This is a genomic window from Acinetobacter sp. Tol 5, from assembly GCF_019702905.1.
GTDB lineage: Bacteria > Pseudomonadota > Gammaproteobacteria > Pseudomonadales > Moraxellaceae > Acinetobacter > Acinetobacter bereziniae.
In genome coordinates, this window is the sequence record NZ_AP024708.1 from 1,879,479 (window position 1) to 1,901,330 (window position 21,852).

21 protein-coding genes are annotated in these 21,852 nt (G+C 37.5%); 7 read left to right on the forward strand and 14 right to left on the reverse strand.

From position 1 onward, the window contains the following. Nucleotides 1-85 precede the first annotated feature (85 nt). The 4 genes from TOL5_RS08665 to TOL5_RS08680 all read right to left on the reverse strand — a co-directional run bounded on the left by TOL5_RS08665 (nt 86) and on the right by TOL5_RS08680 (nt 3,772). A complete protein-coding gene (locus TOL5_RS08665; protein ID WP_121775813.1) occupies nt 86-901 on the reverse strand; it encodes an ABC transporter permease in 816 nt (271 codons plus the stop codon). Then, on the reverse strand, nt 901-1,872 hold the full coding sequence (locus TOL5_RS08670) for an aliphatic sulfonate ABC transporter substrate-binding protein (RefSeq protein ID WP_121775812.1): 972 nt from the start codon (nt 1,870-1,872) through the stop codon (nt 901-903). The genes TOL5_RS08665 and TOL5_RS08670 overlap by 1 nt, the downstream gene beginning before the upstream one ends. A gap of 277 nt (nt 1,873-2,149) precedes the next feature. After that, nucleotides 2,150-2,497 (reverse strand): hypothetical protein, encoded by a 348-nt coding sequence (locus tag TOL5_RS08675; protein WP_004824377.1) that lies wholly within the window; start codon nt 2,495-2,497, stop codon nt 2,150-2,152. Between the two features lie 237 nt (nt 2,498-2,734). After that, on the reverse strand, nt 2,735-3,772 hold the full coding sequence (locus TOL5_RS08680) for an AraC family transcriptional regulator (protein ID WP_100885430.1): 1,038 nt from the start codon (nt 3,770-3,772) through the stop codon (nt 2,735-2,737). Between the two features lie 190 nt (nt 3,773-3,962). Here TOL5_RS08680 and TOL5_RS08685 point away from each other — a divergent pair, with 190 nt between their 5' ends. The 4 genes from TOL5_RS08685 (at nt 3,963) to TOL5_RS08700 (ending at nt 10,676) form a co-directional block, all read left to right on the forward strand. Then, nucleotides 3,963-4,733: a 3-hydroxyacyl-CoA dehydrogenase gene (locus TOL5_RS08685; protein ID WP_004824374.1), complete on the forward strand. Its 771-nt coding sequence runs from the start codon at nt 3,963-3,965 to the stop codon at nt 4,731-4,733. 215 nt (nt 4,734-4,948) lie between these two features. After that, complete coding sequence (locus TOL5_RS08690; RefSeq protein ID WP_121775240.1) at nt 4,949-6,082, forward strand: acyl-CoA dehydrogenase family protein; 1,134 nt, start codon at nt 4,949-4,951, stop codon at nt 6,080-6,082. A gap of 264 nt (nt 6,083-6,346) precedes the next feature. Then, entirely contained in the window at nt 6,347-7,993 is a 1,647-nt protein-coding gene (locus tag TOL5_RS08695) for an AMP-binding protein (RefSeq protein WP_121775241.1), read from the forward strand. Nucleotides 7,994-8,222: 229 nt separating this feature from the next. Further along, entirely contained in the window at nt 8,223-10,676 is a 2,454-nt protein-coding gene (locus TOL5_RS08700) for an ExeM/NucH family extracellular endonuclease (protein ID WP_121775242.1), read from the forward strand. Nucleotides 10,677-10,729: 53 nt separating this feature from the next. On the opposite strand, the gene TOL5_RS08705 is transcribed toward TOL5_RS08700, so the two are convergent. The 3 genes from TOL5_RS08705 to TOL5_RS08715 all read right to left on the reverse strand — a co-directional run bounded on the left by TOL5_RS08705 (nt 10,730) and on the right by TOL5_RS08715 (nt 15,020). After that, nucleotides 10,730-12,673: an ATP-binding protein gene (locus tag TOL5_RS08705; protein ID WP_121775243.1), complete on the reverse strand. Its 1,944-nt coding sequence runs from the start codon at nt 12,671-12,673 to the stop codon at nt 10,730-10,732. Further along, on the reverse strand, nt 12,619-13,311 hold the full coding sequence (locus TOL5_RS08710) for a response regulator transcription factor (protein ID WP_121775244.1): 693 nt from the start codon (nt 13,309-13,311) through the stop codon (nt 12,619-12,621). Before TOL5_RS08710 ends, TOL5_RS08705 begins: the two co-directional genes overlap by 55 nt. A 242-nt stretch (nt 13,312-13,553) precedes the next feature. After that, nucleotides 13,554-15,020, reverse strand: a complete 1,467-nt coding sequence (locus tag TOL5_RS08715; protein WP_100886301.1) for a SulP family inorganic anion transporter — start codon at nt 15,018-15,020, stop codon at nt 13,554-13,556. Between the two features lie 216 nt (nt 15,021-15,236). Between TOL5_RS08715 and gstA the strand changes: the two genes are divergently transcribed. The 3 genes from gstA (at nt 15,237) to TOL5_RS08730 (ending at nt 16,995) form a co-directional block, all read left to right on the forward strand. Continuing rightward, complete coding sequence (gstA, locus tag TOL5_RS08720; RefSeq protein ID WP_004824362.1) at nt 15,237-15,848, forward strand: glutathione transferase GstA; 612 nt, start codon at nt 15,237-15,239, stop codon at nt 15,846-15,848. A gap of 208 nt (nt 15,849-16,056) precedes the next feature. After that, nucleotides 16,057-16,638, forward strand: coding sequence for an NAD(P)H-dependent oxidoreductase (locus TOL5_RS08725; protein WP_058971623.1), 582 nt, complete (start codon nt 16,057-16,059; stop codon nt 16,636-16,638). Nucleotides 16,639-16,680: 42 nt separating this feature from the next. Next, nucleotides 16,681-16,995 (forward strand): putative quinol monooxygenase, encoded by a 315-nt coding sequence (locus tag TOL5_RS08730; protein WP_121775245.1) that lies wholly within the window; start codon nt 16,681-16,683, stop codon nt 16,993-16,995. A gap of 42 nt (nt 16,996-17,037) precedes the next feature. Here the strand turns inward: TOL5_RS08730 and TOL5_RS08735 are convergent, their stop codons facing one another. The 7 genes from TOL5_RS08735 to rpoH all read right to left on the reverse strand — a co-directional run bounded on the left by TOL5_RS08735 (nt 17,038) and on the right by rpoH (nt 21,797). Next, nucleotides 17,038-17,745, reverse strand: coding sequence for a hypothetical protein (locus TOL5_RS08735; protein WP_121775246.1), 708 nt, complete (start codon nt 17,743-17,745; stop codon nt 17,038-17,040). A 90-nt stretch (nt 17,746-17,835) separates the two neighbouring features. Beyond that, nucleotides 17,836-18,534 carry a hypothetical protein gene (locus TOL5_RS08740; protein ID WP_221260693.1) on the reverse strand — a complete coding sequence of 233 codons (699 nt, stop codon included), beginning with the start codon at nt 18,532-18,534 and terminating at the stop codon, nt 17,836-17,838. After that, nucleotides 18,518-19,186 carry a hypothetical protein gene (locus tag TOL5_RS08745; RefSeq protein WP_308469056.1) on the reverse strand — a complete coding sequence of 223 codons (669 nt, stop codon included), beginning with the start codon at nt 19,184-19,186 and terminating at the stop codon, nt 18,518-18,520. Before TOL5_RS08745 ends, TOL5_RS08740 begins: the two co-directional genes overlap by 17 nt. 155 nt (nt 19,187-19,341) lie before the next feature. After that, nucleotides 19,342-20,142: a thiazole synthase gene (locus tag TOL5_RS08750; RefSeq protein ID WP_005032163.1), complete on the reverse strand. Its 801-nt coding sequence runs from the start codon at nt 20,140-20,142 to the stop codon at nt 19,342-19,344. Nucleotides 20,143-20,156: 14 nt separating this feature from the next. Beyond that, nucleotides 20,157-20,354, reverse strand: a complete 198-nt coding sequence (thiS, locus tag TOL5_RS08755; protein ID WP_004824354.1) for a sulfur carrier protein ThiS — start codon at nt 20,352-20,354, stop codon at nt 20,157-20,159. A 50-nt stretch (nt 20,355-20,404) separates the two neighbouring features. Next, nucleotides 20,405-20,770, reverse strand: coding sequence for a DUF423 domain-containing protein (locus TOL5_RS08760; RefSeq protein WP_004824352.1), 366 nt, complete (start codon nt 20,768-20,770; stop codon nt 20,405-20,407). Between the two features lie 157 nt (nt 20,771-20,927). Next, nucleotides 20,928-21,797: an RNA polymerase sigma factor RpoH gene (gene rpoH, locus TOL5_RS08765; protein WP_004824351.1), complete on the reverse strand. Its 870-nt coding sequence runs from the start codon at nt 21,795-21,797 to the stop codon at nt 20,928-20,930. Nucleotides 21,798-21,852: the final 55 nt, after the last annotated feature.

Consider the following 21,852-nt stretch of genomic DNA (forward strand, 5'->3'; position numbering starts at 1 on the left):
CAGTGTTCCATAGGAAAAACCCTAAATGCAAGTTTCAGATAAGGAAATTAAAAAATACGGCTTAGAAAAGCCGTATTTGATTGATTTACGTCCGCCAACGTAACAACCAGTTTTCAATCCATTTCATCATGGTGTCTGTTAATTTACCAAGAACAGCCAATAAAATAATCGCGATAATTACAATATCTGGTCGTGAAGTTTCGCGACCATCACTAAGTAAATAACCAATCCCTTGTGTTGCTGCAATCAGTTCGGCTGCAATCATAAACATCCAAGCCAAGCTTAAACTATTTCTCAGCCCCACTAAAATTCCTGGTGAAGCTGCAGGAAGAATGATTTGAAAAATTATTTGCATATGGCTTAGTCGATAGACTTTTGCGACTTCAAATAATTTTTTATCTACATTATGAATGGCTGAAACGGTATTGGTATAGGTGGGGAAGAATGCACCGATGGCAATTAAAGTAATTTTTGAAGCTTCATCTATTCCTAACCACAATAACAATAATGGAATCCATGCAAGGCTCGGGATTGATTTAATTGCAGAAAATGTCGGTTCTAAAAATGCTTCAATATGTTGGTTTAAACCAACAGCGATTGCAAAGATAAGCCCAAGTGCACTTCCTACAAAAAAGCCAAAGAAAACTCGCCATGTACTGGTATATACATGCGTGAATAAATCACCCTGTGCCAAATCTCGAAAAGATGCGAGTAAACTGCTGGGTGCTGGCAGTAAATAGGGTTCAATCCACCCTGTGCGAACAAGGTATTCGCACAAAAAAATGATTAAAACAGGGAGGGTGATTGCTTTTAGCCATTTCAATAAATGAGTTTTGACTACAGCGTTTTTAACATCTGTAGTCACAATTGTATGTGATGCTGAAGCAGAAATTTTATTCATTATTTCCCTACAACTTTTTGCGCATATTTACTGTCAAATAACTGATCGATGACTTGGTTAACATTGGTACCTTTACGTACTAACTCCTCTTCATTCAAAATCGCTCCTGCCTTCTTTAAGGCATTCAAATGTTTTGTGGTTGGAATATTTTGATCGAGGTTGGTTCGGCTAAGTTGAAGTTTAGCAACTTCAAGTGGTAATTTTGCTTCACGTGCTAACAGTTCAGCAACTTTGTCAGGGTTGGCTTTTGCCCATTTACGTGCTTGTTCATAAGCCTTAATTACGGCATCTATAGCTTCAGGACTTTGTGTTGCAAACTGATCTTTAACACTCAAAACACTATAGCTATTAAATGAAATATTACGATAAAGCAGCTTAGCACTTGATTGTAACTGTGCAGAAGCCATAAGTGGATCAAGCCCAGCCCAAGCATCGACCTGTCCTCGTTCTAAAGCAGTTTTACCATCTGGATGTTGTAAATGTACCAGTTGTACATCGCGTTTACTTAAGCCAACTGTTTCAAGTGCTTGGAGAGTGAAAAGGAATGGATCAGTCCCTTTGGTTGCCGCTATTTTCTTACCCTTTAAGTCCTTTAGTGATTTGATGGCTGAGTTTTTAGCCACCACCAACGCTGTCCACTCAGGTTGGCTTTGAATATAAACAGTTTTAATTGGGCTTCCATTGGCACGACTTAATACTGCAGCCAGCCCAGCTGTTGATGCAAAGTCGATACTGCCACTGTTTAGATATTCGAGCGAACGGTTACTCCCTTGGCTGAACACCCATTTGATCTCTGTTTTTGGCAAGGCTTTTTCTAAGAGTTTTTGCTCTTTGACGACTAAACTTGTTGGAGCATAATAAGCATAGTCGAGTTTTAATATTGTTGGGATGGCAGCGAAAGATGCTGTAACTGTTAAGCTAAGAGCAACGCTAGACACTAAAGCTGTTATTTTTTGACCAAAAGATTTCATAAATACCCCATAAAATTCAAAGAGAAAAACAGAGTAGATATGTATAGTTTTTATGGCATCAGTACAAAAAAGAATAATAGATAAGCACTTCAATAAAACAGAATTATCATTTTTTTGCGATTAATTGATTGATTTTTATATACAATAATTATCCTAATCTGTTTTTGATGTATTTAGTAGATTAGTAGAAAGCGATAGTAAAAAAAATTCTTAGCACTTTTTGCGATTTAAACATAAAAAACGGCTTGATTTCAAACCGTTTTTTATTGAACTACTTTTATATTGGATAATCTTCGAGGCTATCTGCAATTTCAACTTGGTCTAAGGCATTGGTTTCAAGTGCAAGACACAGTGCTACAATTTTCGCTGTATCTGCAATATTTTCTTTTTTCATTGCCAAACCAGATTGGATCGCTTCAATACGCTCTTGCTGGATATCGAGTGCTTGAGCAAGATCTGAAGCATTGTTGATGTTCAGAAAGTCATTGATCGCATCTGCAACATCACGATCTGAAGCTTTTAAAATTCCTTCTATCAACTCATCTAAATGTTCAGTTTGAGCAGAAAGGGAATGGATAAAATTTTGAACTAGATTTTGCTCTAGTACATCAATCATCTTAATCATGTTAGTGACCTGAAAGCTGATTAAAGGGGAGGAGGGTACCACAGGAAGTAAGCAGAAAGACTGCTTTGAATTGAGTGAAAAATATACTAATAATGGCGAATTTGCAACCATGTTCAGATAAGCTGTAAAACTTTATACAAGCTTTTCAAATTTATAAGAATAAAATTAAAATACCTTTAATACATACTTGAGTAAGAACATGAAATCATTTTTGCAAAGCCATTTAAGCTTATTCTTTTAACCTAAATGTTTATGTTCGCGATAAGCACCAGGGCTTACACCAGTCCATTTTTTAAAAGCACGGTGAAATGCACTTGCATCTTGAAAGTTTAATAATTCGCTGATGTCTTGTAAGGTATGCGTTGTTTTGGTTAAAAGATCAATTGCCATGTCACAGCGAATATCATTTTTAAGCTGTTGATAGCTTGTACCTTCGCTTTTTAAACGACGCTGAATTGTTGCTTCAGAAATATTCAGTTGTTCAGCTAAATCACCTAACTCCAACCAAGCACAAGGTGAAAGAGAAAGTAATTTTTTTCGTACCATAGAACTCAATGCCAAAGGATTCTTAAACCTTAATAGCAAGTTTTCAGGACTGTTTTTGATAAATGTATACCAAGATTTTTGGTCACGTTTAATCGGGATACTTAAGTAATTTGCATCGAATTGCAGATAGTTTTCGTCTGTTTGATAAGTGATATGTTCACAAAAGCGAACGCGATAATCTTGATCGTCTTCTGGAGCTGTGCATTTTAATTGTAATTGTTTGAGTAGAATACGTTGATCAGCTAACCAACAAATCAAACTATGAATCAGCATAATGTAGGTAGCATAACAAAACATGGCTTTAGTTTGTAATTTATCTGTAATGACAATGTAGGCATAATTTTCATCAATTACCAATTTACTGGAAAAATCATCAAGAACAAGATTAAAAAATTGTAGGATTTGTTCGATGGCAATGTGAAGTGTATCGGCTTGCATCACCATCTTCGTGAGTAATTTATAGCAGCCACGGCGCATTTGATGAGAATCCATACCAAAGAATTCATCATTCATTTGATCTGCAATTTCAGTCCAAAGTTTTGCATAGCTTGAAACAGCAATTCTTGCTTTGGGCGCATTGAAAAGTTCAAGCGGAATCTCGGCATTGACTAAGATTTTTTCAATATCGAAGCCTTTGTTTTTTGCACCAATCAACGCCTCATGTACGAGTGCAATTGAGATGGTTCCTTTACTTTCAATGAAATGTTGATTGTTCACAGTATATTCCATTATCTTGTGAGCGCATTAAAGACGTGGTTAAGTGACCCAAAAATTCTAAATTGTCCAAATCCATCATACAGGATGCAACTTTTGGAAATTGTACTCAAGCTGGACTATGTTTACTCTTCATCTTAAGTCGAAAATGGGTTTAATTTAAAATCTATAGCTATTTATTTAAACAATGAATTAAGGAAGAAAAATGAAAATTGAAGGAAAAGTCTTTGTGGTAACAGGTGGTGCATCTGGACTCGGTGCTGCAACGGCAACACATTTGGTGGCTCAAGGCGCAAGCGTGATCATGGTAGATATGAACCATGAACTGGGTGAAGAAATGCAAAAACGTCTTGGTGAAAAATCCAAATTTGTACCATTGGATGTGACCAATGAAATTGCGGTAGAACAATTCTTTAAACAACTCGAACAAGATTATGGACAACTTAACGGTTTAATTAACTGTGCAGGTATTGGTCCTTCTGCAAAGGTATTAGGGAAAAACGGTATCCATGCTTTGGATGCATTTCAGAAGGTTTTAAATATTAATGTATCAGGTACATTTAATATGCTTCGTTTTGCCGCAGATGTTATCTCACGTTATGAACTTGCAGCTGGTGAAGAAGATCGTGGAGTCATTATCAACACAGCTTCAGTGGCGGCTTTTGATGGACAAATTGGGCAAACTGCATACGCTGCGTCCAAAGGAGCTGTTGTCGCAATGACTTTACCTTTGGCAAGAGAGTTGTCGCAACATGCAATTCGTGTCATGACCATTGCTCCCGGCATTATGGAGACACCGATGTTGAAAGCTTTGCCACAAAATGTTCAAGATGCTCTAGGGGAAATGGTTCCTTTTCCAAAACGTCTTGCCAAACCTGAAGAATTTGCACAACTTGTTGGGCATATTTGTGAAAATAGTTATTTAAACGGAGAAACAATTCGTTTAGATGGTGCGATTCGTATGCAACCGAAGTAAGTCACATCCCTTTATGCTTTTAGATGGGATTAGCTTCAACTGTTGATCACGCCATTTATAAAGCAAAACACCTGAAAAATAATTGTCCCATACTGCTTAAAAGGCGGTATTGGGCAAATTTGACTTTAAATTTTGTTGATCCGTTCCTGTGCTTGATTTTGAGATAGGAATTTAAATATTCAAAATTGTTAAAAACGAACTAAAAGGGAAGCTCGATGATACTCAATGATGATCAAAAGATGGTTCAAGAAATGATGCGGAATTATGCTCAAAATGAACTCAAGCCAACTGCTGCTGAACGAGATAAGCATTCACAATTTCCGAAACAGCAATTAGCAGCATTGGGAGATTTGGGTGCATTAGGAATGACTGTATCAGAACAATGGGGTGGTGCAGGTTTGGACTATATGTCCTTGGTCGTTGCAATTGAAGAGATTGCGGCTGGTGATGGTGCGATTTCTACCATTGTGAGTGTACAAAACTCATTACCGTGTGGGATTATCCAAAAATATGGCTCAGAGCAGCAAAAACACGATTATTTAATCCCTTTGGCAACAGGGCAATGGCTTGGTTGTTTTTGTTTAACAGAGCCACAAGCAGGTTCAGATGCTGGTGCTCTATTATGTAAAGCTGAACGGGATGGAGATACATGGGTCATTAATGGCACCAAGCAGTTCATCACTTCGGGACAAAATGCCCAAGTTGCAATTGTATTCGCCATGACGGATAAGACTGCTGGAAAAAAGGGAATTTCTTGCTTTATTGTTCCAACTGATACGGAGGGATATATTGTTTCCCGTATTGAAGACAAAATGGGGCAACACTGTTCTGATACTGCGACGATTGTTTTTGAAAACTGTCGGATTCCTGCTGGAAATTTATTGGGAAATGAGGGTGAGGGCTACAAAATTGCCTTATCCAATTTAGAGTCAGGACGAATTGGCATTGCATCGCAATGTGTAGGTATGGCTCGTGCGGCATTGGATGCCGCCGTTGAATATGCCAATGCACGTAAAGCTTTTGGTGTGGAACTGGTTCAGCACCAAGCGGTGGCATTTCGACTGGCTGACATGGCAACTCAAATCGAAGCAGCCCGTCAATTGATTTACCATGCCGCAAGTTTGAAAGATGCTGGCTTACCTTGTTTAAAAGAAGCATCGATGGCAAAACTTTTTGCATCGGAAATCGCTGAAAAAGTTTGTTCAGATGCCATTCAAATACATGGTGGCTATGGCTATGTTTCAGATTTTCCTGTTGAACGGATTTATCGAGATGTGCGTGTTAGTCAGATTTATGAAGGTGCATCAGATATCCAACGTTTGGTCATTGCACGTGCTGTGATTCAATAACACACAACTGAGTAAACTCCTTTTAAAAGCAATACAAAGACCAGCTAAATGCTGGTCTTTGTATTGCTTTTAACGTGGAGGTAGTAGTGTCCAAACACCGCAGAATAATTGAGGCATTTGGAAATTGTGTATGATTTCTAATCATGTTTATCTATACGCATAGGAACAAATGCTGAATGATTCGGCATTTTAATAAGAGCTAGAACGCAGATATATGGAATTGCACATCGAGATGATGTGTGTAACAAATACAAGGATATTGCCATGAAAACATTGCAACAAGCTTATCTAGAATTCGACTATGCAAAGTTGATCGATGAACAACTGGCTGGAAACCCTCAATCAATCAATGCCTATGAAGAGTGTTGTGGGCGCTTTATTGGTTTAAATAAAGTTGCTTTGATCTGGGAAGGAAAAAATGGTGAATCAGCACAATGGACGTTTGAGCAACTTGCAGAAGCTTCTGGACAGCTGGCAAATTATTTTCAATCGATTGGTTTAAAAGCAGGAGATTGTATTGCTGGATTATTGCCACGTACACCAGAATTACTCATTACTATTTTGGCAACATGGCGAATTGGTGCAATCTATCAACCTTTATTTACTGCATTTGAATCTAAGGCAATTGAACATCGTATAACAACAGCCAATACGCAGTTAATGGTCACTAATCAAGAACAACGTAGCAAATTAGATCAAATTGAATTACCTCATATTCTGACAGTCCATCTCAAGGACTCAAGTCAGATAAAAGAAGCTGATTTTTGGGAAGCGTTAACCAAGCAATCAGCCATACATAATCCGGTCATGTTAAATTTTGAAGACGATTTTTTAATGATGTTTACATCAGGAACTACGGGTTTAGCTAAATCAGTTCCTGTGCCACTCAAAGCTGTTTTAGCATTTAAAGAATATATGCGTCATGCCGTTGATTTACGCGAAGAAGATTCATTTTGGAATCTTGCCGATCCAGGTTGGGCATACGGTTTATATTATGGTATTACAGGTCCGCTGGGACTCGGACACAGTATTATTATGGATGAGCATGCATTCAGTGTCGATCATGCCTTAGAGGTTATACAGAAGTATAAAGTCAGTAATTTAACAGGTTCTCCTACGGCTTTTCGAATATTCTTTGGTTTTAAAGAACAATTCGATGGTTCAATCAAAGACCATTTACGTGTGGTCAGTAGTGCGGGAGAGCCTTTGACCCCTGAAGTGATTCATTGGTTTAACCATGATCTAGGCGTTAATATATATGATCAATATGGACAAACAGAGTTAGGCATGGTGATTGGAAACCATCACGCTTTAGCACATCCAATCAAGGTAGGTTCGGCAGGTTTTGCAAATCCTGGGCATCGTTTTGCAGTTTTAAATCAAGATTATAAAGAAGTGACAGTGGGCGAGATCGGAACTTTGGCGATTGACTTCAAGCAATCACCGCTCACTTGGTTTAAAGGATATGGTGGGAATAACCGTAAATCTTTTATGGGAGATTATTATTTAACTGGAGATACAGTTCGACTTAATGAACTAGGTGGGATTGATTTTATTGGTCGTGCAGACGATGTCATTACAACGTCAGGCTATCGTGTTGGTCCGTTTGATGTAGAAAGCACCCTGTTGGAGTGTGCAGAGGTTTTAGAATCAGCCGTGATTGGTAAACCTGACCCTGAACGAACAGAAATTGTAAAAGCTTTTATTGTACTAAAACCTCAAGTTGTTTCATCTGATGAATTAAATGCAAAATTGCAAAACTATGTTCGATCACGTTTATCCAAGCATTCTTACCCACGTGAAATTGAATTTGTGGAAAGTTTGCCAAAAACATCCAGTGGTAAAATTCAACGTAATTTACTCAAGCAACAGGAAGTGGCTAAGTTACAGCAACTGCAATTGGAGGCTTAATCTGTAATATTTTATAAAGTTGTTAAAGCCCCATGCTCTTGCACCCGAAAGGGTGCTTTTTTTGTAAGAGAGCATTTGAAAATTTCCGCAATTTTGAGGGCTTATACTCACCCATATAATGTTTGATTATTCATCAATAAATAAATGCGTATAAATCTATCATTCAAATTCACGATATTGTCATTAATAAAAATTAATCTGCTGTAAATTTCAACAAACGTTAAAAATCATGCAAATTTTAAAACCTCATACGCTATGTTTAAGCCTAGCTTTATTGGGCTGTTCATTTCCAAGTTATGCTCAATTGATGTTTAGTCAATATATTGACGGCACAGCAAATAAAAAGGGATTAGAAATTTATAATCCAGATGCATCCACCATTAACCTTGCAGATTATGAAATTCAACAATATACCAATGGGGCAACGAGCAAAACTGCAACATATACTTTACAAGGAAATTTAGCCAGTAAAGCAAAATTCATTCTAGGTCGTAGTGAATTACAGGCAGAAATTGGGAATAAAGTAAATCAGGTCGCTGGTTTGGCATTTAATGGTGATGATGCATTGGTGCTTTTATATAAAGGAACCCCAGTCGATCGTTTTGGGCGTATTGGTGAAGCTCCAACAGGTGGTTGGGGAACAACATTTAAGAGTGCTGGAAATAGCCTAAGCAGAATAAAAAATAAAAATGATGTGAGTTCAGTAGATCCAAATAGTGCTTTTGACTTGGATAGTGAATGGACAAAATGGTCAGATCGTAATGCCTTTAGTACCTATTTAGGTGCAGATACAGCGACACCACCAGCAACAGCAGTGAGTTGTAGTACAGCAGATACACCCATCGCAGATTTGCAATCTGCAACTCAGAATCAGCAGTATGTTGTTCGTGGTGTAATCACAGCTGACTATCGTTATCAAGATGGATTTTCAGGTTTTTATATCCAAACACCTGACACAAAAGCCAAAGCGAATTTAAGTAATGCCATTTTTGTGTATATTCCTGCTGGAAGTACAGTCACTGGTGGAAAAGTGGGGGAGGAAGTTATTCTGAAAGGACGTTTAACGACCTATCAAAATCAGTTGCAGCTTGATCAACTGAGTAACAATATTGGCACTTGTAATAATCAAGCTGCTAATTTGATCAGTGCAACACTGATTCAACTTCCATTTTCAAGTTTAACGGACGCAACTGGTCATTCACCTAAACGTTATCAGGGAATGTTGGTGAAAATGCCACAAACCTTAACGGTCAGTGAAAACTATGATTATGGTCGTTATGGTCAGTTGTCATTAAGTTTAGGGCGTTTATATATCCCGACCAACTTATATCCAGCAAAATCAGCCGAAGCAGTCGCATTAGCTAAAACCAACCTTCTATCAAAAATCATTTTAGATGATGGATATAATAATCAAAATAGAACACCTTGGCTTCCAGCGAATTTTAATGCTGCCAATACTCTACGTACAGGTTATCAGTTAAAGAATGTTGAAGGGATTTTAGAATATCGTTTCAATGCGTGGCGCATCCAACCCATTCAAAATAAAACACCTCCAGAAATTGTTAAAGATACCAACCCTCGTAATTCAAATGTTCCGGCTAAAGACACTAAGCAAGTCCGTGTTGCGGCATTTAATGTATTGAACTATGACAACTCTCCATTGATTGGTGTCAAACCTGATCGTGGTGCGAATACCCCTTCAGAATTTAATCGTCAACACGCAAAAACGGTGAGTGCGATTAAAGCAATTGATGCTGATGTTTATGGTTTGATGGAAATTGCCAACAATGGTTATGGTGATAAAAGTGCAGTCGCTTATTTGACCAAGGCTTTGGGGGCAGATTGGAAATATGTTATTCCACCCAATATGGATAAATTAGGTACTGATGTGATCGCAGTTGCGATTATCTACAACAGTAAGCGTGTAAAAACTGTGGGTAACCCAGTAGTTTATGATGACTTGACCCAGAAAAACCGAGTCACTATGGCGCAAAGCTTCCAAGCGCTAACTGGGGGTAAAACCTTTACGGTCATACCGAATCATTTAAAATCCAAAGGCAGTTGTCCTGATGATAAAACGTCACCTGAAGCCAATCAAAATGATGGTCAAGGCTGCTGGAATCCAACCCGTGTAACTGCTGTACAAAAGTTAATTCAATGGATTGCAACAAATCCAACCAAAGCTGAAAAGCCTAATTATTTATTGGTTGGAGATATGAACAGTTATGCCAAAGAAGACCCAATCTTAGCCTTTGAAAAAGCCAACTATAAGGTATTGTTAAATGATGAAAAAATTGGTCAAGGTAAATTAGCATATAGCTATGTCTTTGGAGTTGCGAGTGATGCAACGGGTAATGGCGGCGCGGGTAATCTAGATCATGCCATAGCAGATGCAAACTTATATCCAATGGTTAAACGTACTTTTGCATGGCACATCAATGCAGATGAGCCAACAGCTTTAGATTATAATGAAGAGTTTAAAACAGAAGAACAAATTACATCTTTCTATAGTGAAGATGCATTCCGTTCTTCTGATCATGATCCTGTTGTTGTAGATTTAGACTTAAATGAATCAACTACAACAAGTGGAAAAAGTAGTGGGGGAAGTACTGGTTTATGGTCTTTACTTGGCTTGATGTTATTGACAGCAACATCGGTATTGGCACGCGCTAAAAAGAAATAAACTTGAACAGTCCAAACCAAGAGAAACTAGAGATCTAGTTTCTCTTTTTAAATTCAGTCATTTTTATCTTTTAAGGGCAAGATAGCACGGATGAGTGTAAATCCTTGCTGTGAATGTATTTCAAAACTTCCTCCAATTCGTTTCACACGAACCTGCATGCTTTGTAAGCCAACATGTAACCCTGACTGAACCTGATCTACTTCAAATCCGATGCCATTGTCTTGAATGGTTAAAATCAATTGCTGGCGTTCATTTTCAACTAGGGCGACCTCAACATCTGAAGCTTGACTATGTTTTATAATATTGGTCAATGCTTCTTCCGCTACACGCGACAAGGTTAAACAAATCAAAGGCGGTGGTTTGAGTAGCCAATTTTCAGCAAATACCCATGTCGATTCAATTTCCATTTCTTCGAAAAGTTGAACAAATCGATGTCTTAAAGGTGCAGCCCACATGATTGGATTTTCAGGAACTTTTTCACCTAAACTTGTACCTGAGTCAATCACTTGTCGGAGATCATTCCGTAAAAGTTTAAACATGGAGAGCACTTGTTGTTTTTCGATATGTTCACTATGCTCGAGTAAAATCATTGAACGTACAATTGAACCACCCAGCCCATCATGCAATTCATGAGACAAGTTTAAGCGTTCTTGTAAACGCATATTATCGATTTGCAGTTGGTGCTTTTTCTCTAAAGACTGTTCTAAATCAAAAGTAACTGTCTCAACTGTTTCTTCAAGCGTTTGATTGAACTTTTCAATTCGAGAAACGTTTTGTGAAATTCGATAAGCGAGAATAAAGGAAATTGCCAAACTTGTGATTGGTGCTGCAAATGGCGTCCAATAGAGCTCCTGATCATCATGATGGAGCATGATGTAGAGGTCATGAACAATAATCACCAAGTAAATTAGAAAAATAAAGGCTAAAAGTAAAATGTCGACTTTGGGTTTTTTAAAAGCAATCCATTGAAACAGCAGGCAGTTAAAAATAAACACCAGACCTGCATAAAGAAATGTAATCAGTAAGCTTTTGGTCAAATATGCGTTAGGCGTAAAGAGTAATGCTATGATGCAAATCATGAAGCTTGCGAAAAGCAAACGTTCAAGATATTTGTATTGTTGAAGTGCAAAGCGCCATGCAAATAAACATAGACAATATACATAACCCACTAAAAAGACTAAATTCAGTCGAGCTGTGAATAAAGTATCTGTAAATGGAAGGGGTACGGTGGATATAATGTTATAAGCAAATAACACCCAGAAAAATGAGGTTAAGCCAAACCATCCAAACGCTTTTTCTTCACGCCGAAACAACCAAATCGTAAAGCCAATGGTTCCTAGAACAAAGCTGATGATAATATTGATAAGAAATAAAGTACGTCGTTCGAAAATCAGTTGATCATTTTGATTGACAATATCTTCTGCACGCCCAAATCGAATTTTGCCTAAGCCAGAATGTTGTGATGAAACACCAACAACACGGACTAAAATTTCATTTTGCTTATTTTGAACAGAGGAAGACGGAAGAACCCAATATCTTGGCATGTTCCAACTTCTTGATAATGGTTCAACGAGAGACTTATCTTTCCATAACAATTCATTATTACTATAAATTGCACCAGCTAAATTAATACGTTCTATCAAAAGTGCAACGGCTTGATGGTCTTGATTACATTGGTAACGCCATTGAATTTTATACCATGCGCTACCCGTATAGTGAGCCCAACGCTTTTCCCAGTCATCTGGTAATTGAACACGCTCCCAGCCAGATTGAGGAACATGTTCTGGTTGATTCGCCGTCGCTTGTGCAACCTCTATATTAAGAATTTCAAAATGACAGCTGCTATTTGCTTCAAGATGTTGATTTAAGAGATTTGCTTGAGCAAAAGATGCATTTTGCAACATAGCGAAAAGCAAATACAGAAAACCAATAATATTGAGAGTTAATCGAGTAAGCCCATGTTGCGTGCTGTATCGATGGCTTTGGCTCTGTTGCATACCGCAAGTTTCCGATAAATATGTTTAATATGAGATTCAACGGTATAGCGAGATAAATTGAGTTGATCTGCAATTTCCTTATTGCTTAAACCCTGTGAAACCAGCTCTAAAATTCCAAGTTCTCTTTTTGATAAAATACTCTCATTTTCAATTGATTTTTGGCTATTTATCGGTTTATTTCCATTGTTTTTTTCATTGAAGTGTAATTGTTTTAAAATTTTTTGCGCGATAAATGGATCTATAGGCGCACCGCCACGTAAGACACTTTTAATTGAAAGTGCGACTTCAATATCATCACGTTCTTTAAGTACATACCCTGTTGCGCCAGCACTTAATGCGTTGAGAATCACATCTTCAGTACTCCACGCCGAGATTACTAAAACCGTAATGGTCGGATCATAGTTCTTTAAAATTTCAATAAACTCAATCCCATTTCCGTCAGGGAGACCTAAGTCAACCAAGGCAAAAGATGCAGATTGTGTTTCAAGTAATTCTTTGGCTTGCGCTAAACTTTGGGCAAAAGCTAAGTCTGATGTTGAATAGCCAATATTCACCAATATATCTGCTAGCCTTTTTTGTATAAGCGGTTCATCCTCTACTATGATGACAGGTACAGGTAAACTTAACTCATTGTTCATGATGTGAAAAAGCTCATTGATGCTTAATGTATCTAGTTTTTCAGATATTTAGATACTTCGCTATACCTGATAATAGGTATTTTTACGATTTAAACATGATTTAGAACATGAAAATTATAGTTTTTTTGGAAAATGTCTACGGAAAGCAAACAGCATACAACCTAAGTTGATGCCGTTTAAATTTTAAATATGCAGTTTACTCGCAGTAAAAGTACACCACATGCTTTATACCACTTCTCAAATCATGAAGTAGCGCTTCCTGTTGATGAACTAAATTGATCTACAAGCGTACGGCTTGCTTCATTCATACCGATCACTTCAACTTGAACATTATTCTGTAGAAATTTATTTTGTACTTGCTTTAACATATTGACCGAGGTGATATCCCAAATATGCGCATGAGTTAAATCAATAGTGACTTTATCTGTTGTTTCATGAAAATCAAAAAATTGAAAAAACTTTTCGGCACTGCTAAAGAAAATCTGACCATAAACATAATAGTGACGGCTTTGGTCTTCGGATAATTCAGAACGAACACTGACTCCGCTTTCAAGTTTATTTACCAAGAACAGTGCAGATAATAGAACGCCAACCAATACACCCAAAGCTAAGTTGTGGGTCATCAATACAATAACAACCACTGTGAGCATGACTGTATTACTTTGTTTAGGATGTTTGGAAAAGTTTTTGAGCGAATCCCAATTAAAAGTTGTGAATGCCACCATAATCATAATTGCTACCAAAGCAGCCATTGGAATATATGCCAACCAATCTTTTAAAAAGACCACTAAACACAGTAAAAATACTCCAGCGACCAGCGTTGACAAACGTGTACGTGCGCCAGAAGAAACATTGATAATCGATTGTCCAATCATTGCACAACCTGCCATACCACCCATAAATCCACTGGCGATATTGGCAATACCTTGACCACGACATTCTTTATGACGATCGCCTTCAGTTTGCGTGACTTCATTGACAATTGTGGTTGTCATCATGGTTTCAAGTAAACCTACAGTTGCCAATGTAACTGCATAAGGAAAAATGATTTTTAAAGTATCAAGGTTAAGCGGTATTTCAGGAATAAGAAAAATAGGCAATGTATCGGGAAATTTGCCTAAATCACTCACAGTACGCATATCTGTGTTGAACAGCATTGCGACCAGACTAAGTACAATGATACATACCAAAGGTGAGGGAATCAGTCTGCCAATTTTTGGAATATATGGAAATAAATAGACAACAAGAAGTCCTAATCCAACAAATAGATAGGCGGTCAAATCCATTCGTTGCAATTCGGGAATTTGTGCGACAAAAATTAAAATTGCTAATGCATTCACAAATCCATACACCACAGATTGAGAAACAAAACGCATTAATTTTGCGACTTTGAAATAGCCCGCGAGGATTTGAATAATGCCTGTTAAGATTGTGGTAGCAAATAAATATTGTAGACCATGATCTTTGACCAAAGTCACCATAAGCAATGCCATAGCGCCTGTAGCAGCTGAAATCATGGCTGTGCGACCACCAAAAAAAGCTATGGTCACCGCAATACAAAATGAAGCATAAAGCCCGACTTGAGGGTCAACACCCGCAATTGCAGAAAATGCAATAGATTCAGGAATAAGTGCTAAGCCAACGACTAATCCAGCGAGTACATCTGTACGAATATTGGAAAACCATTCTGCTTTTTTCAGACTAATCACTACAAACCTTTCATCATTCTTTAAAGATGCGTATGTTAAAACATCTTTTAGTGAAAATGCAGCTAAGTTTGACTTGAAAAAGTCTTCGTTTTGCTGAATATTCAAGTTGTAGCAGTTTTATAAATTTAAGCTGATTTGCAAATTTCTATGTTTCTTAACTTGAAATTACCGATGAAGCCATTTACAACTTAAACAGTCATATAACAAGGATTAGATATGAAGTTATATTATTCACCAGGTGCATGTTCTTTAGCTGCTCATATTCTATTGAATGAAATTAATGTTGATTTTGATCTGGAACGTGTTGATTTAAAAACGCATAAGACAGAAAAGGGTGCTGATTATTACGAAATTAATCCAAAAGGCTATGTTCCCGCTTTAGAAATTAATCCAGGTTTGATTTTGACTGAGAATGTCGCGGTTCTTCCTTTTATCGCTCAACATGATCCAAAACAAGATTTGATCCCACCATCTGGTTTGGGACGTGCCAAAGTATTGGAATGGCTAGGTTATTTAAACTCAGAACTACATGATGAATATGCTGTATTTTTTGATCCAGCAATAACAGAAGATGAGAAAGTGCGTGGCTATGCTACATTAGATAAAATGTTGAAATATATTGATGATTATTTGGCAGAATCAGAATACGATTATTTGGTTAACGACCGTTTTGGTCCAGCAGATGCATATTTATTCGTGCTAACCAACTGGTCGAATTATATTCAACATGATTTAACGCCGTTTACCAATATTGTAGCTTTACGCAATAAAGTGGCTGAACGCCAATCTGTGCAAATTGCAATGCGTGATGAAGGGCTGATTCCTTGATGTACTGATCATTTTAAAAACACCTTCGGGTGTTTTTTTATGCATGATCTATTGCCATCGCATTTCGAACAGTACTTTAAATCATGTGTTAATCATAATTGTTGATTTTTAGTCAATAATATTTTGCTTATTTTTGCATTTTTTGCGATAAAAATTATCACTATAGTGGCGCCATAAACTTAATACATAGCTGAGACACAGGTGAGCAATGAGTAATATTTTGATTGTAAATGGCGCAAAACAGTTTGCACATTCAAATGGTGAATTAAACGATACCTTGACCACTTTAGCTGAACACGTATTATCTGATTTAGGGCATAACGTTAAAATCACTCGTACAGATTCATCTTATGATGCTCAGGAAGAAGTAGAAAAATACCTTTGGGCAGATACCGTGATTTATCAAATGCCAGGATGGTGGATGGGCGCACCGTGGACAATGAAAAAGTATATTGATGATGTATTTACCACTGGTCATGGAAGCTTATATGCCAATGATGGTCGAACTCGTTCTGATGCTGCTAAAAAGTATGGTTCGGGCGGCTTAATTCATGACAAAAAGTATATGTTGTCACTGACATGGAATGCACCTATAGATGCATTTGATGACCCAGAACAATTCTTTCATGGCGTGGGGGTAGATGGTGTTTATTTACCTTTTCATAAAGCCAATCAATTTTTAGGTATGCAAAGTTTGGATACGTTTATTGTGAATGATGTCATTAAAGCACCTCACGTTGAACAATATGAGCAGCAATATCGTGATCATTTGAATCGCCTTTTTGCTTAAGTAATGCAAATTAATAGCCCATTGACAATGCTGAGGAAGAAAATGTTAACGATTATTGCTGAAATTTATGCTCATCCGAATGGCATACATAAACAACAGATTATTCAAGCCTTTAGGAAAATCACGCCAACAGTACTGCTAGAACAGGGCTGTCATGGCTATCAGCTTTTAGTTGATGCCAATGTCGATGTGAATTATCAAACTCAGGATGCTGATTTGATTGTCATGCTTGAAAAATGGGAAAGTATTGAGCATCTTAATGCTCACTTACAAACAGAGCATATGCAAGCATATCAGCTTGCAGTCAAAGACCATGTGGCTGAAGTTAAAATCCGTATTTTAGAGCACGGGTTCTAATACTGCTTTTCTTCAAACTGTTGCTTCTCCCTTTAGGAGAGGCTAACGGTGAACATAAAGCGCAAAGTTGATCTGTTCCAATTTGAGTAAAGGTGCTTTGTTTAATTTTGACTGTGATATTTGTGGTGAACGTTTAAGGTCAAGCTCAGGAGTGCTTAAGCTCTGTTTGAATTTTCTGGTTAAAAAATCAGTACTTTCACTACGACTATTGCCTGATGGTCGATCAAAGTAATGTAAATCGTAGCTAATTAGATAAAATGCTTGGTTTTGATAACGGAAGCTATATAAATTATTAAAAACCTCCCATGACTCACAACGAAACCCAAAATTTAGAGAGATTTTGAGTAATCCATTCTGGATAATGGGGGAGTGGTCTACGATCAGAGGGTCAATTAGGCATTTCTTTTCATTGCTGTTTTCCCTTGGCAGTGAATCGTTACTGGCGATTTGATGGTAAGTTTGATCATCTTTAAATAAAACCAGTAATTTTCGTTCATTTAGGTTCAGTCTTTGATTTTCTGAATTTTTATCATATGAGTCATGATGAACAATATTTTTGGGGTCAGTATTTTCAATAATCAAAGCAAGATCGGGTTGTTGATCACCATTTAAATCACCTTCAGCTTTACCCAGTATTTTCCAACCTTTGGGAACAAAGCCTTGAAGATCTGTTTCAATGCTATTTGCCAAAACTAAGTTTGAGCAGTTTGAGAGCGCAAAAAATAGACAGAATAAATTTTTACGATACATTGTTTTGATCCCATATAATTTTTATTAAACCTATAATGAATTTGTTTTTATCATTCATTTAATGTCGGCTTGATCAAGTTTAAAACGTTTTTATTCATATTCTCCATAGTTTTTAAAGTCAATTCGTTCCAGTGTGAGTGCATATTTTTGTTTTAACTTTGACCATGATACTTGGGCAGTTTGCTTTTGATCTTCAAAGCCATTGCCACCCGTAGTTTTTTTGATTTTTCCTGTTAAAAAATTGATACTTTTTGCATTGGTTTCACCAGACGCACGATGGAAGTCATTAACATCATATCCAATCAGCTGAAAAGATTGATTTTGGTAGCGAAAAGTAAAAACATGATTGCTCACATACCATGAACCACAACTGAGCCAATAATGTAAATTAATTTGCACTAATCCATTTTTGATGGTGTGTGGATTACCTTCGCCTAAAGGGTCGGCAAGACAAGGAGATTCTTGGTCTCCTTCGCTGGGTAAAGTGGAATTACTTGCTGCAAGACGATAGCCTTGAGGGGATTTTAGTAAAATTAATAGCTTTCGTTGGTTTAAATTCAGTTGAGGGTTACCTAAGCGATCATTGGTCACAATATTTTTGGGATCAGTATTTTCAATAATCAAGGCAACATCAGTTTGCCGGTCACCATTTAAGTCACCTTGTGCTTGGCTCAATACTTTCCAGTTTTTAGGAATAAATGATTGATAGGGTGTGGTGTTGTTTGCACAAGCTAAAGTTGAACAGGTCGTCAATGCACGAAATAAAACTAAATCAATTTTGTTTTTCATTATTTTTTTCTCCAATAAATTGAGCACTAAAATTGAAAACTAACGCTTCATTCTCCCAAGGTATAGTTTCCACAGTGTAGCTTTTGGCTGACTTGATTGTTTTCCAAATCACTTTAGGTGGCGTTTCAACTTCAGCAAAAATATTTGGAGTTGTGCTGAGTTTGGCTTTATGTGTCAAAAAGTTAATACTAATTTCGTCTTGTTGACCAGTAATTTTATCCAGATAAGATGAGTCATAGCCAATTAAATGGAAGTGATTTTGGTTTAGTTTAAAACTATATGTGGTAATTAAACCATAGGTATTGCTACACGATGACATACTATTGAATAACAATTCCAAACGTTGATTTTTTATGTTTAAAGATGAATCATCAAGCGCATCTTCCGCACAAGGCTCATTTGCACGGTAGGTCCACTTTGGAATGTGTTGACTTAGTTTGAGTTGTAATTGCTGATCCGTTTTTAACAATATCAAAAGTTTACGTTTGTGTAGATGTTTGTTTTTCGCTTGGATGAGCAGTGCAATATCTTCTTTTCCATCCTGATTCAAATCACCCTTGGCTTGAGAAAGTATTTCCCAATCATGCGGTACAAATTTTTGTAGAGCGCCTGTTGATTGATTTGCAAAACTTATGACGGGTAAACAAGCCATCATGAAAAGACATGTATTTATTATTTTAAAAATCATTTTTCTCAATTGATTTATTAACTGTTTATTAAGATATTTTCAGTCTAAAAGAATTTCGAAAAACCCTTTTAGACAATCTAAGTCTTTGAGTGAATCATCAACAAGCGATTTGGTTGAAGTTATTTAAAGAAATAACCTGTTTCAGGTGAACTTGCATTTGCCATTCGCTTACGTGGCATGCGACCTGCCAAATAAGCTTCACGACCCGCTTCGACAGCTTTTTTCATTGCTGAAGCCATCAAAACAGGATTTTGTGCAGCAGCAATTGCTGTATTCATTAATACACCATCACAACCCAATTCCATTGCAATAGCTGCATCACTCGCTGTACCAACACCAGCATCGACCAACACTGGAACCTTTGCATTTTCTTTGATGATGGAAATGGTATGTGGATTTAAAATTCCAAGCCCTGAACCAATGAGGCTGCCTAAAGGCATAATCGCGACACAACCCATACTTTCAAGTTCTTGTGCAACAATTGGATCATCCGATGTATAAACCATCACTTCAAACCCATCATCAATAAGCGTACGTGCTGCTTCGAGTGTTGCGGTCACATTCGGGTACAGGGTTTTTTCATCACCCAAAACTTCAAGTTTGACCAAGTTGTGTCCGTCCAAAAGCTCACGTGCCAACATACAGGTACGTACCGCACTATTGGCATCAAAACAACCTGCGGTATTTGGAAGGATGGTATATTTCTCAGGTGGAATCACCGACAATAAATTCGGTTGATCTGGATTTTGTCCAATATTTACACGTCGAATAGCAACCGTCACGATTTCAGCACCACTCGCTTGGATGGCTAAATCTGTTTCCTGCATGTCTTTATATTTGCCTGTGCCGACAAGAAGACGAGACTGGAAGGTGCGTGAACCAATAATAAGTGGCGAGTTTTTAGTCGTTAAATCTAGCATGGGAGAGCTCCAAATTAGCCGCCACCAACCGCATGAATGATTTCAATACGATCTTTTTCAGCAATAGGGGTGAGTTCAAGTTTGCTTTTAGAAATGATCATTTCATTCATTTCAACCGCAAAGCGTTTACCTTCCAGTGAAAGTTCTTGAACCAGTTGTAAAAGATTTTGGCAAGAGGTTTCTTGGGGCTCACCATTTAAGAAAATTTGCATAGACATTCCATTTGATTGCGCAAATTGTGATTTCAAAAGTTAAAACAGAATTATTTTGCGTATTTTAATGCATTCCAGGCAAGCACCAACCATCCAGCAATCATCAGTGCACCGCCAATCGGTGTAATTGCACCTAAGCCACGTGGTAAGCCAAGTGCCATGATATATAGCGAACCGCAAAAAAATAGAATTCCGATTTGGATCAGCATAAAACTGGCTTTGATTGGAAGTTGAGGAATGACTTTACTGAGTATTGCCAATGCCAATAAACCGAGGGCATGATAGAAGAAATAATCAGTTGCTGTTTGCCACCAAGTCAACTGTGCTTCTGTTGCTCGGGTTTTTAAACCATGCGCCCCAAATGCACCTAAGATTACTGCAAGTGCTAAATTCAGTGCTGAAATTGCAATCCACATAAGCCATTCATCTGCATCAATTTGCGCATAACCATAACATAAAATTTAACTCGGATTAAAGGCAAAATCTATGAAGATACGAGATTCAATAAAACTTTAAGCAAAATAAAAGGGCAGATCGCCCTTTTATTAAAACCGATGTTTTCACGGATAGAAGTTAGTTGGATGACATGGCAATCTTAATTTTATCCATGGCATTTTTTTCTAATTGGCGAATACGTTCAGCTGAAACATTATATTCTGCCGCTAACTCATGTAATGTAGATTTATCATCATCTAACCAACGGCGTTGCAAGATATTTCTTGAACGATCATCTAACTGTTCCATCGCATCATGTAAAGCCGAAGTACTTTGTTCTTCATAATCTTCTTCTTCAACCAAACGCGCAGGATCATAACGGTTATCTTCTAGATATAATGCAGGGGCAACATGGGTTGAACCTTCATCATCGTCATCACCTTGAGCTTCGAAAGCTGCATCATAAGCAGTCAATCGACCTTCCATTTCCAAGACTTGTTCTGGTGTGACATTCAAGTCTTTGGCAATTGATTGTGCTTCTTCAAGGGTCAGTTTTTTGCTCGACTTTTTAAGACTACGTAAATTAAAAAATAATTTACGTTGCGCCTTTGTGGTCGCAATTTTGACAATTCGCCAGTTGCGGATCACATATTCATGAATTTCAGCCTTAATCCAGTGCACTGCAAAAGACACTAAACGCACACCCATATTAGGATCAAAACGTTTAACAGCTTTCATTAAACCGAGATTACCTTCTTGAATTAAATCACCTTGTGGCAAGCCATAACCTGCATAACTGCGGGCAATATGAACCACGAAACGTAAGTGAGACATCACTAACATTTTTGCAGCATCTAAATCTTGATCATAGAAATAACGATCAGCTAACTCTTTTTCTTGCTCAGCTGTCAAAATTGGAATCTGATTTACGGTGCTGATATAAGCACCTAAGTTAACACCTGGTGCAGATAAGGACAGGGGCATCAACTGATTGCTGCTGTCACTCATGAGTTCTCCTTATAGGAATTTCGTCGTATTACTAATGCATTCATCTTAATTCGAA

Coding starts and splice junctions, on each gene's coding strand:
- thiS (WP_004824354.1), bottom strand. CDS start 20,354: ATGCAAATTTTCTTAAATGGTGAGCCCCAAGAAACCTCTTGCCAAAAT.
- TOL5_RS08725 (WP_058971623.1), top strand. CDS start 16,057: ATGAGTAATATTTTGATTGTAAATGGCGCAAAACAGTTTGCACATTCA.
- TOL5_RS08695 (WP_121775241.1), top strand. CDS start 6,347: ATGAAAACATTGCAACAAGCTTATCTAGAATTCGACTATGCAAAGTTG.
- gstA (WP_004824362.1), top strand. CDS start 15,237: ATGAAGTTATATTATTCACCAGGTGCATGTTCTTTAGCTGCTCATATT.
- TOL5_RS08700 (WP_121775242.1), top strand. CDS start 8,223: ATGCAAATTTTAAAACCTCATACGCTATGTTTAAGCCTAGCTTTATTG.
- TOL5_RS08745 (WP_308469056.1), bottom strand. CDS start 19,186: ATGGCTTGTTTACCCGTCATAAGTTTTGCAAATCAATCAACAGGCGCT.
- TOL5_RS08710 (WP_121775244.1), bottom strand. CDS start 13,311: ATGAACAATGAGTTAAGTTTACCTGTACCTGTCATCATAGTAGAGGAT.
- rpoH (WP_004824351.1), bottom strand. CDS start 21,797: ATGAGTGACAGCAGCAATCAGTTGATGCCCCTGTCCTTATCTGCACCA.
- TOL5_RS08705 (WP_121775243.1), bottom strand. CDS start 12,673: ATGCAACAGAGCCAAAGCCATCGATACAGCACGCAACATGGGCTTACT.
- TOL5_RS08760 (WP_004824352.1), bottom strand. CDS start 20,770: ATGTGGATTGCAATTTCAGCACTGAATTTAGCACTTGCAGTAATCTTA.
- TOL5_RS08735 (WP_121775246.1), bottom strand. CDS start 17,745: ATGTATCGTAAAAATTTATTCTGTCTATTTTTTGCGCTCTCAAACTGC.
- TOL5_RS08750 (WP_005032163.1), bottom strand. CDS start 20,142: ATGCTAGATTTAACGACTAAAAACTCGCCACTTATTATTGGTTCACGC.
- TOL5_RS08730 (WP_121775245.1), top strand. CDS start 16,681: ATGTTAACGATTATTGCTGAAATTTATGCTCATCCGAATGGCATACAT.
- TOL5_RS08670 (WP_121775812.1), bottom strand. CDS start 1,872: ATGAAATCTTTTGGTCAAAAAATAACAGCTTTAGTGTCTAGCGTTGCT.
- TOL5_RS08690 (WP_121775240.1), top strand. CDS start 4,949: ATGATACTCAATGATGATCAAAAGATGGTTCAAGAAATGATGCGGAAT.
- TOL5_RS08740 (WP_221260693.1), bottom strand. CDS start 18,534: ATGAAAAACAAAATTGATTTAGTTTTATTTCGTGCATTGACGACCTGT.
- TOL5_RS08675 (WP_004824377.1), bottom strand. CDS start 2,497: ATGATTAAGATGATTGATGTACTAGAGCAAAATCTAGTTCAAAATTTT.
- TOL5_RS08680 (WP_100885430.1), bottom strand. CDS start 3,772: ATGGAATATACTGTGAACAATCAACATTTCATTGAAAGTAAAGGAACC.
- TOL5_RS08685 (WP_004824374.1), top strand. CDS start 3,963: ATGAAAATTGAAGGAAAAGTCTTTGTGGTAACAGGTGGTGCATCTGGA.
- TOL5_RS08665 (WP_121775813.1), bottom strand. CDS start 901: ATGAATAAAATTTCTGCTTCAGCATCACATACAATTGTGACTACAGAT.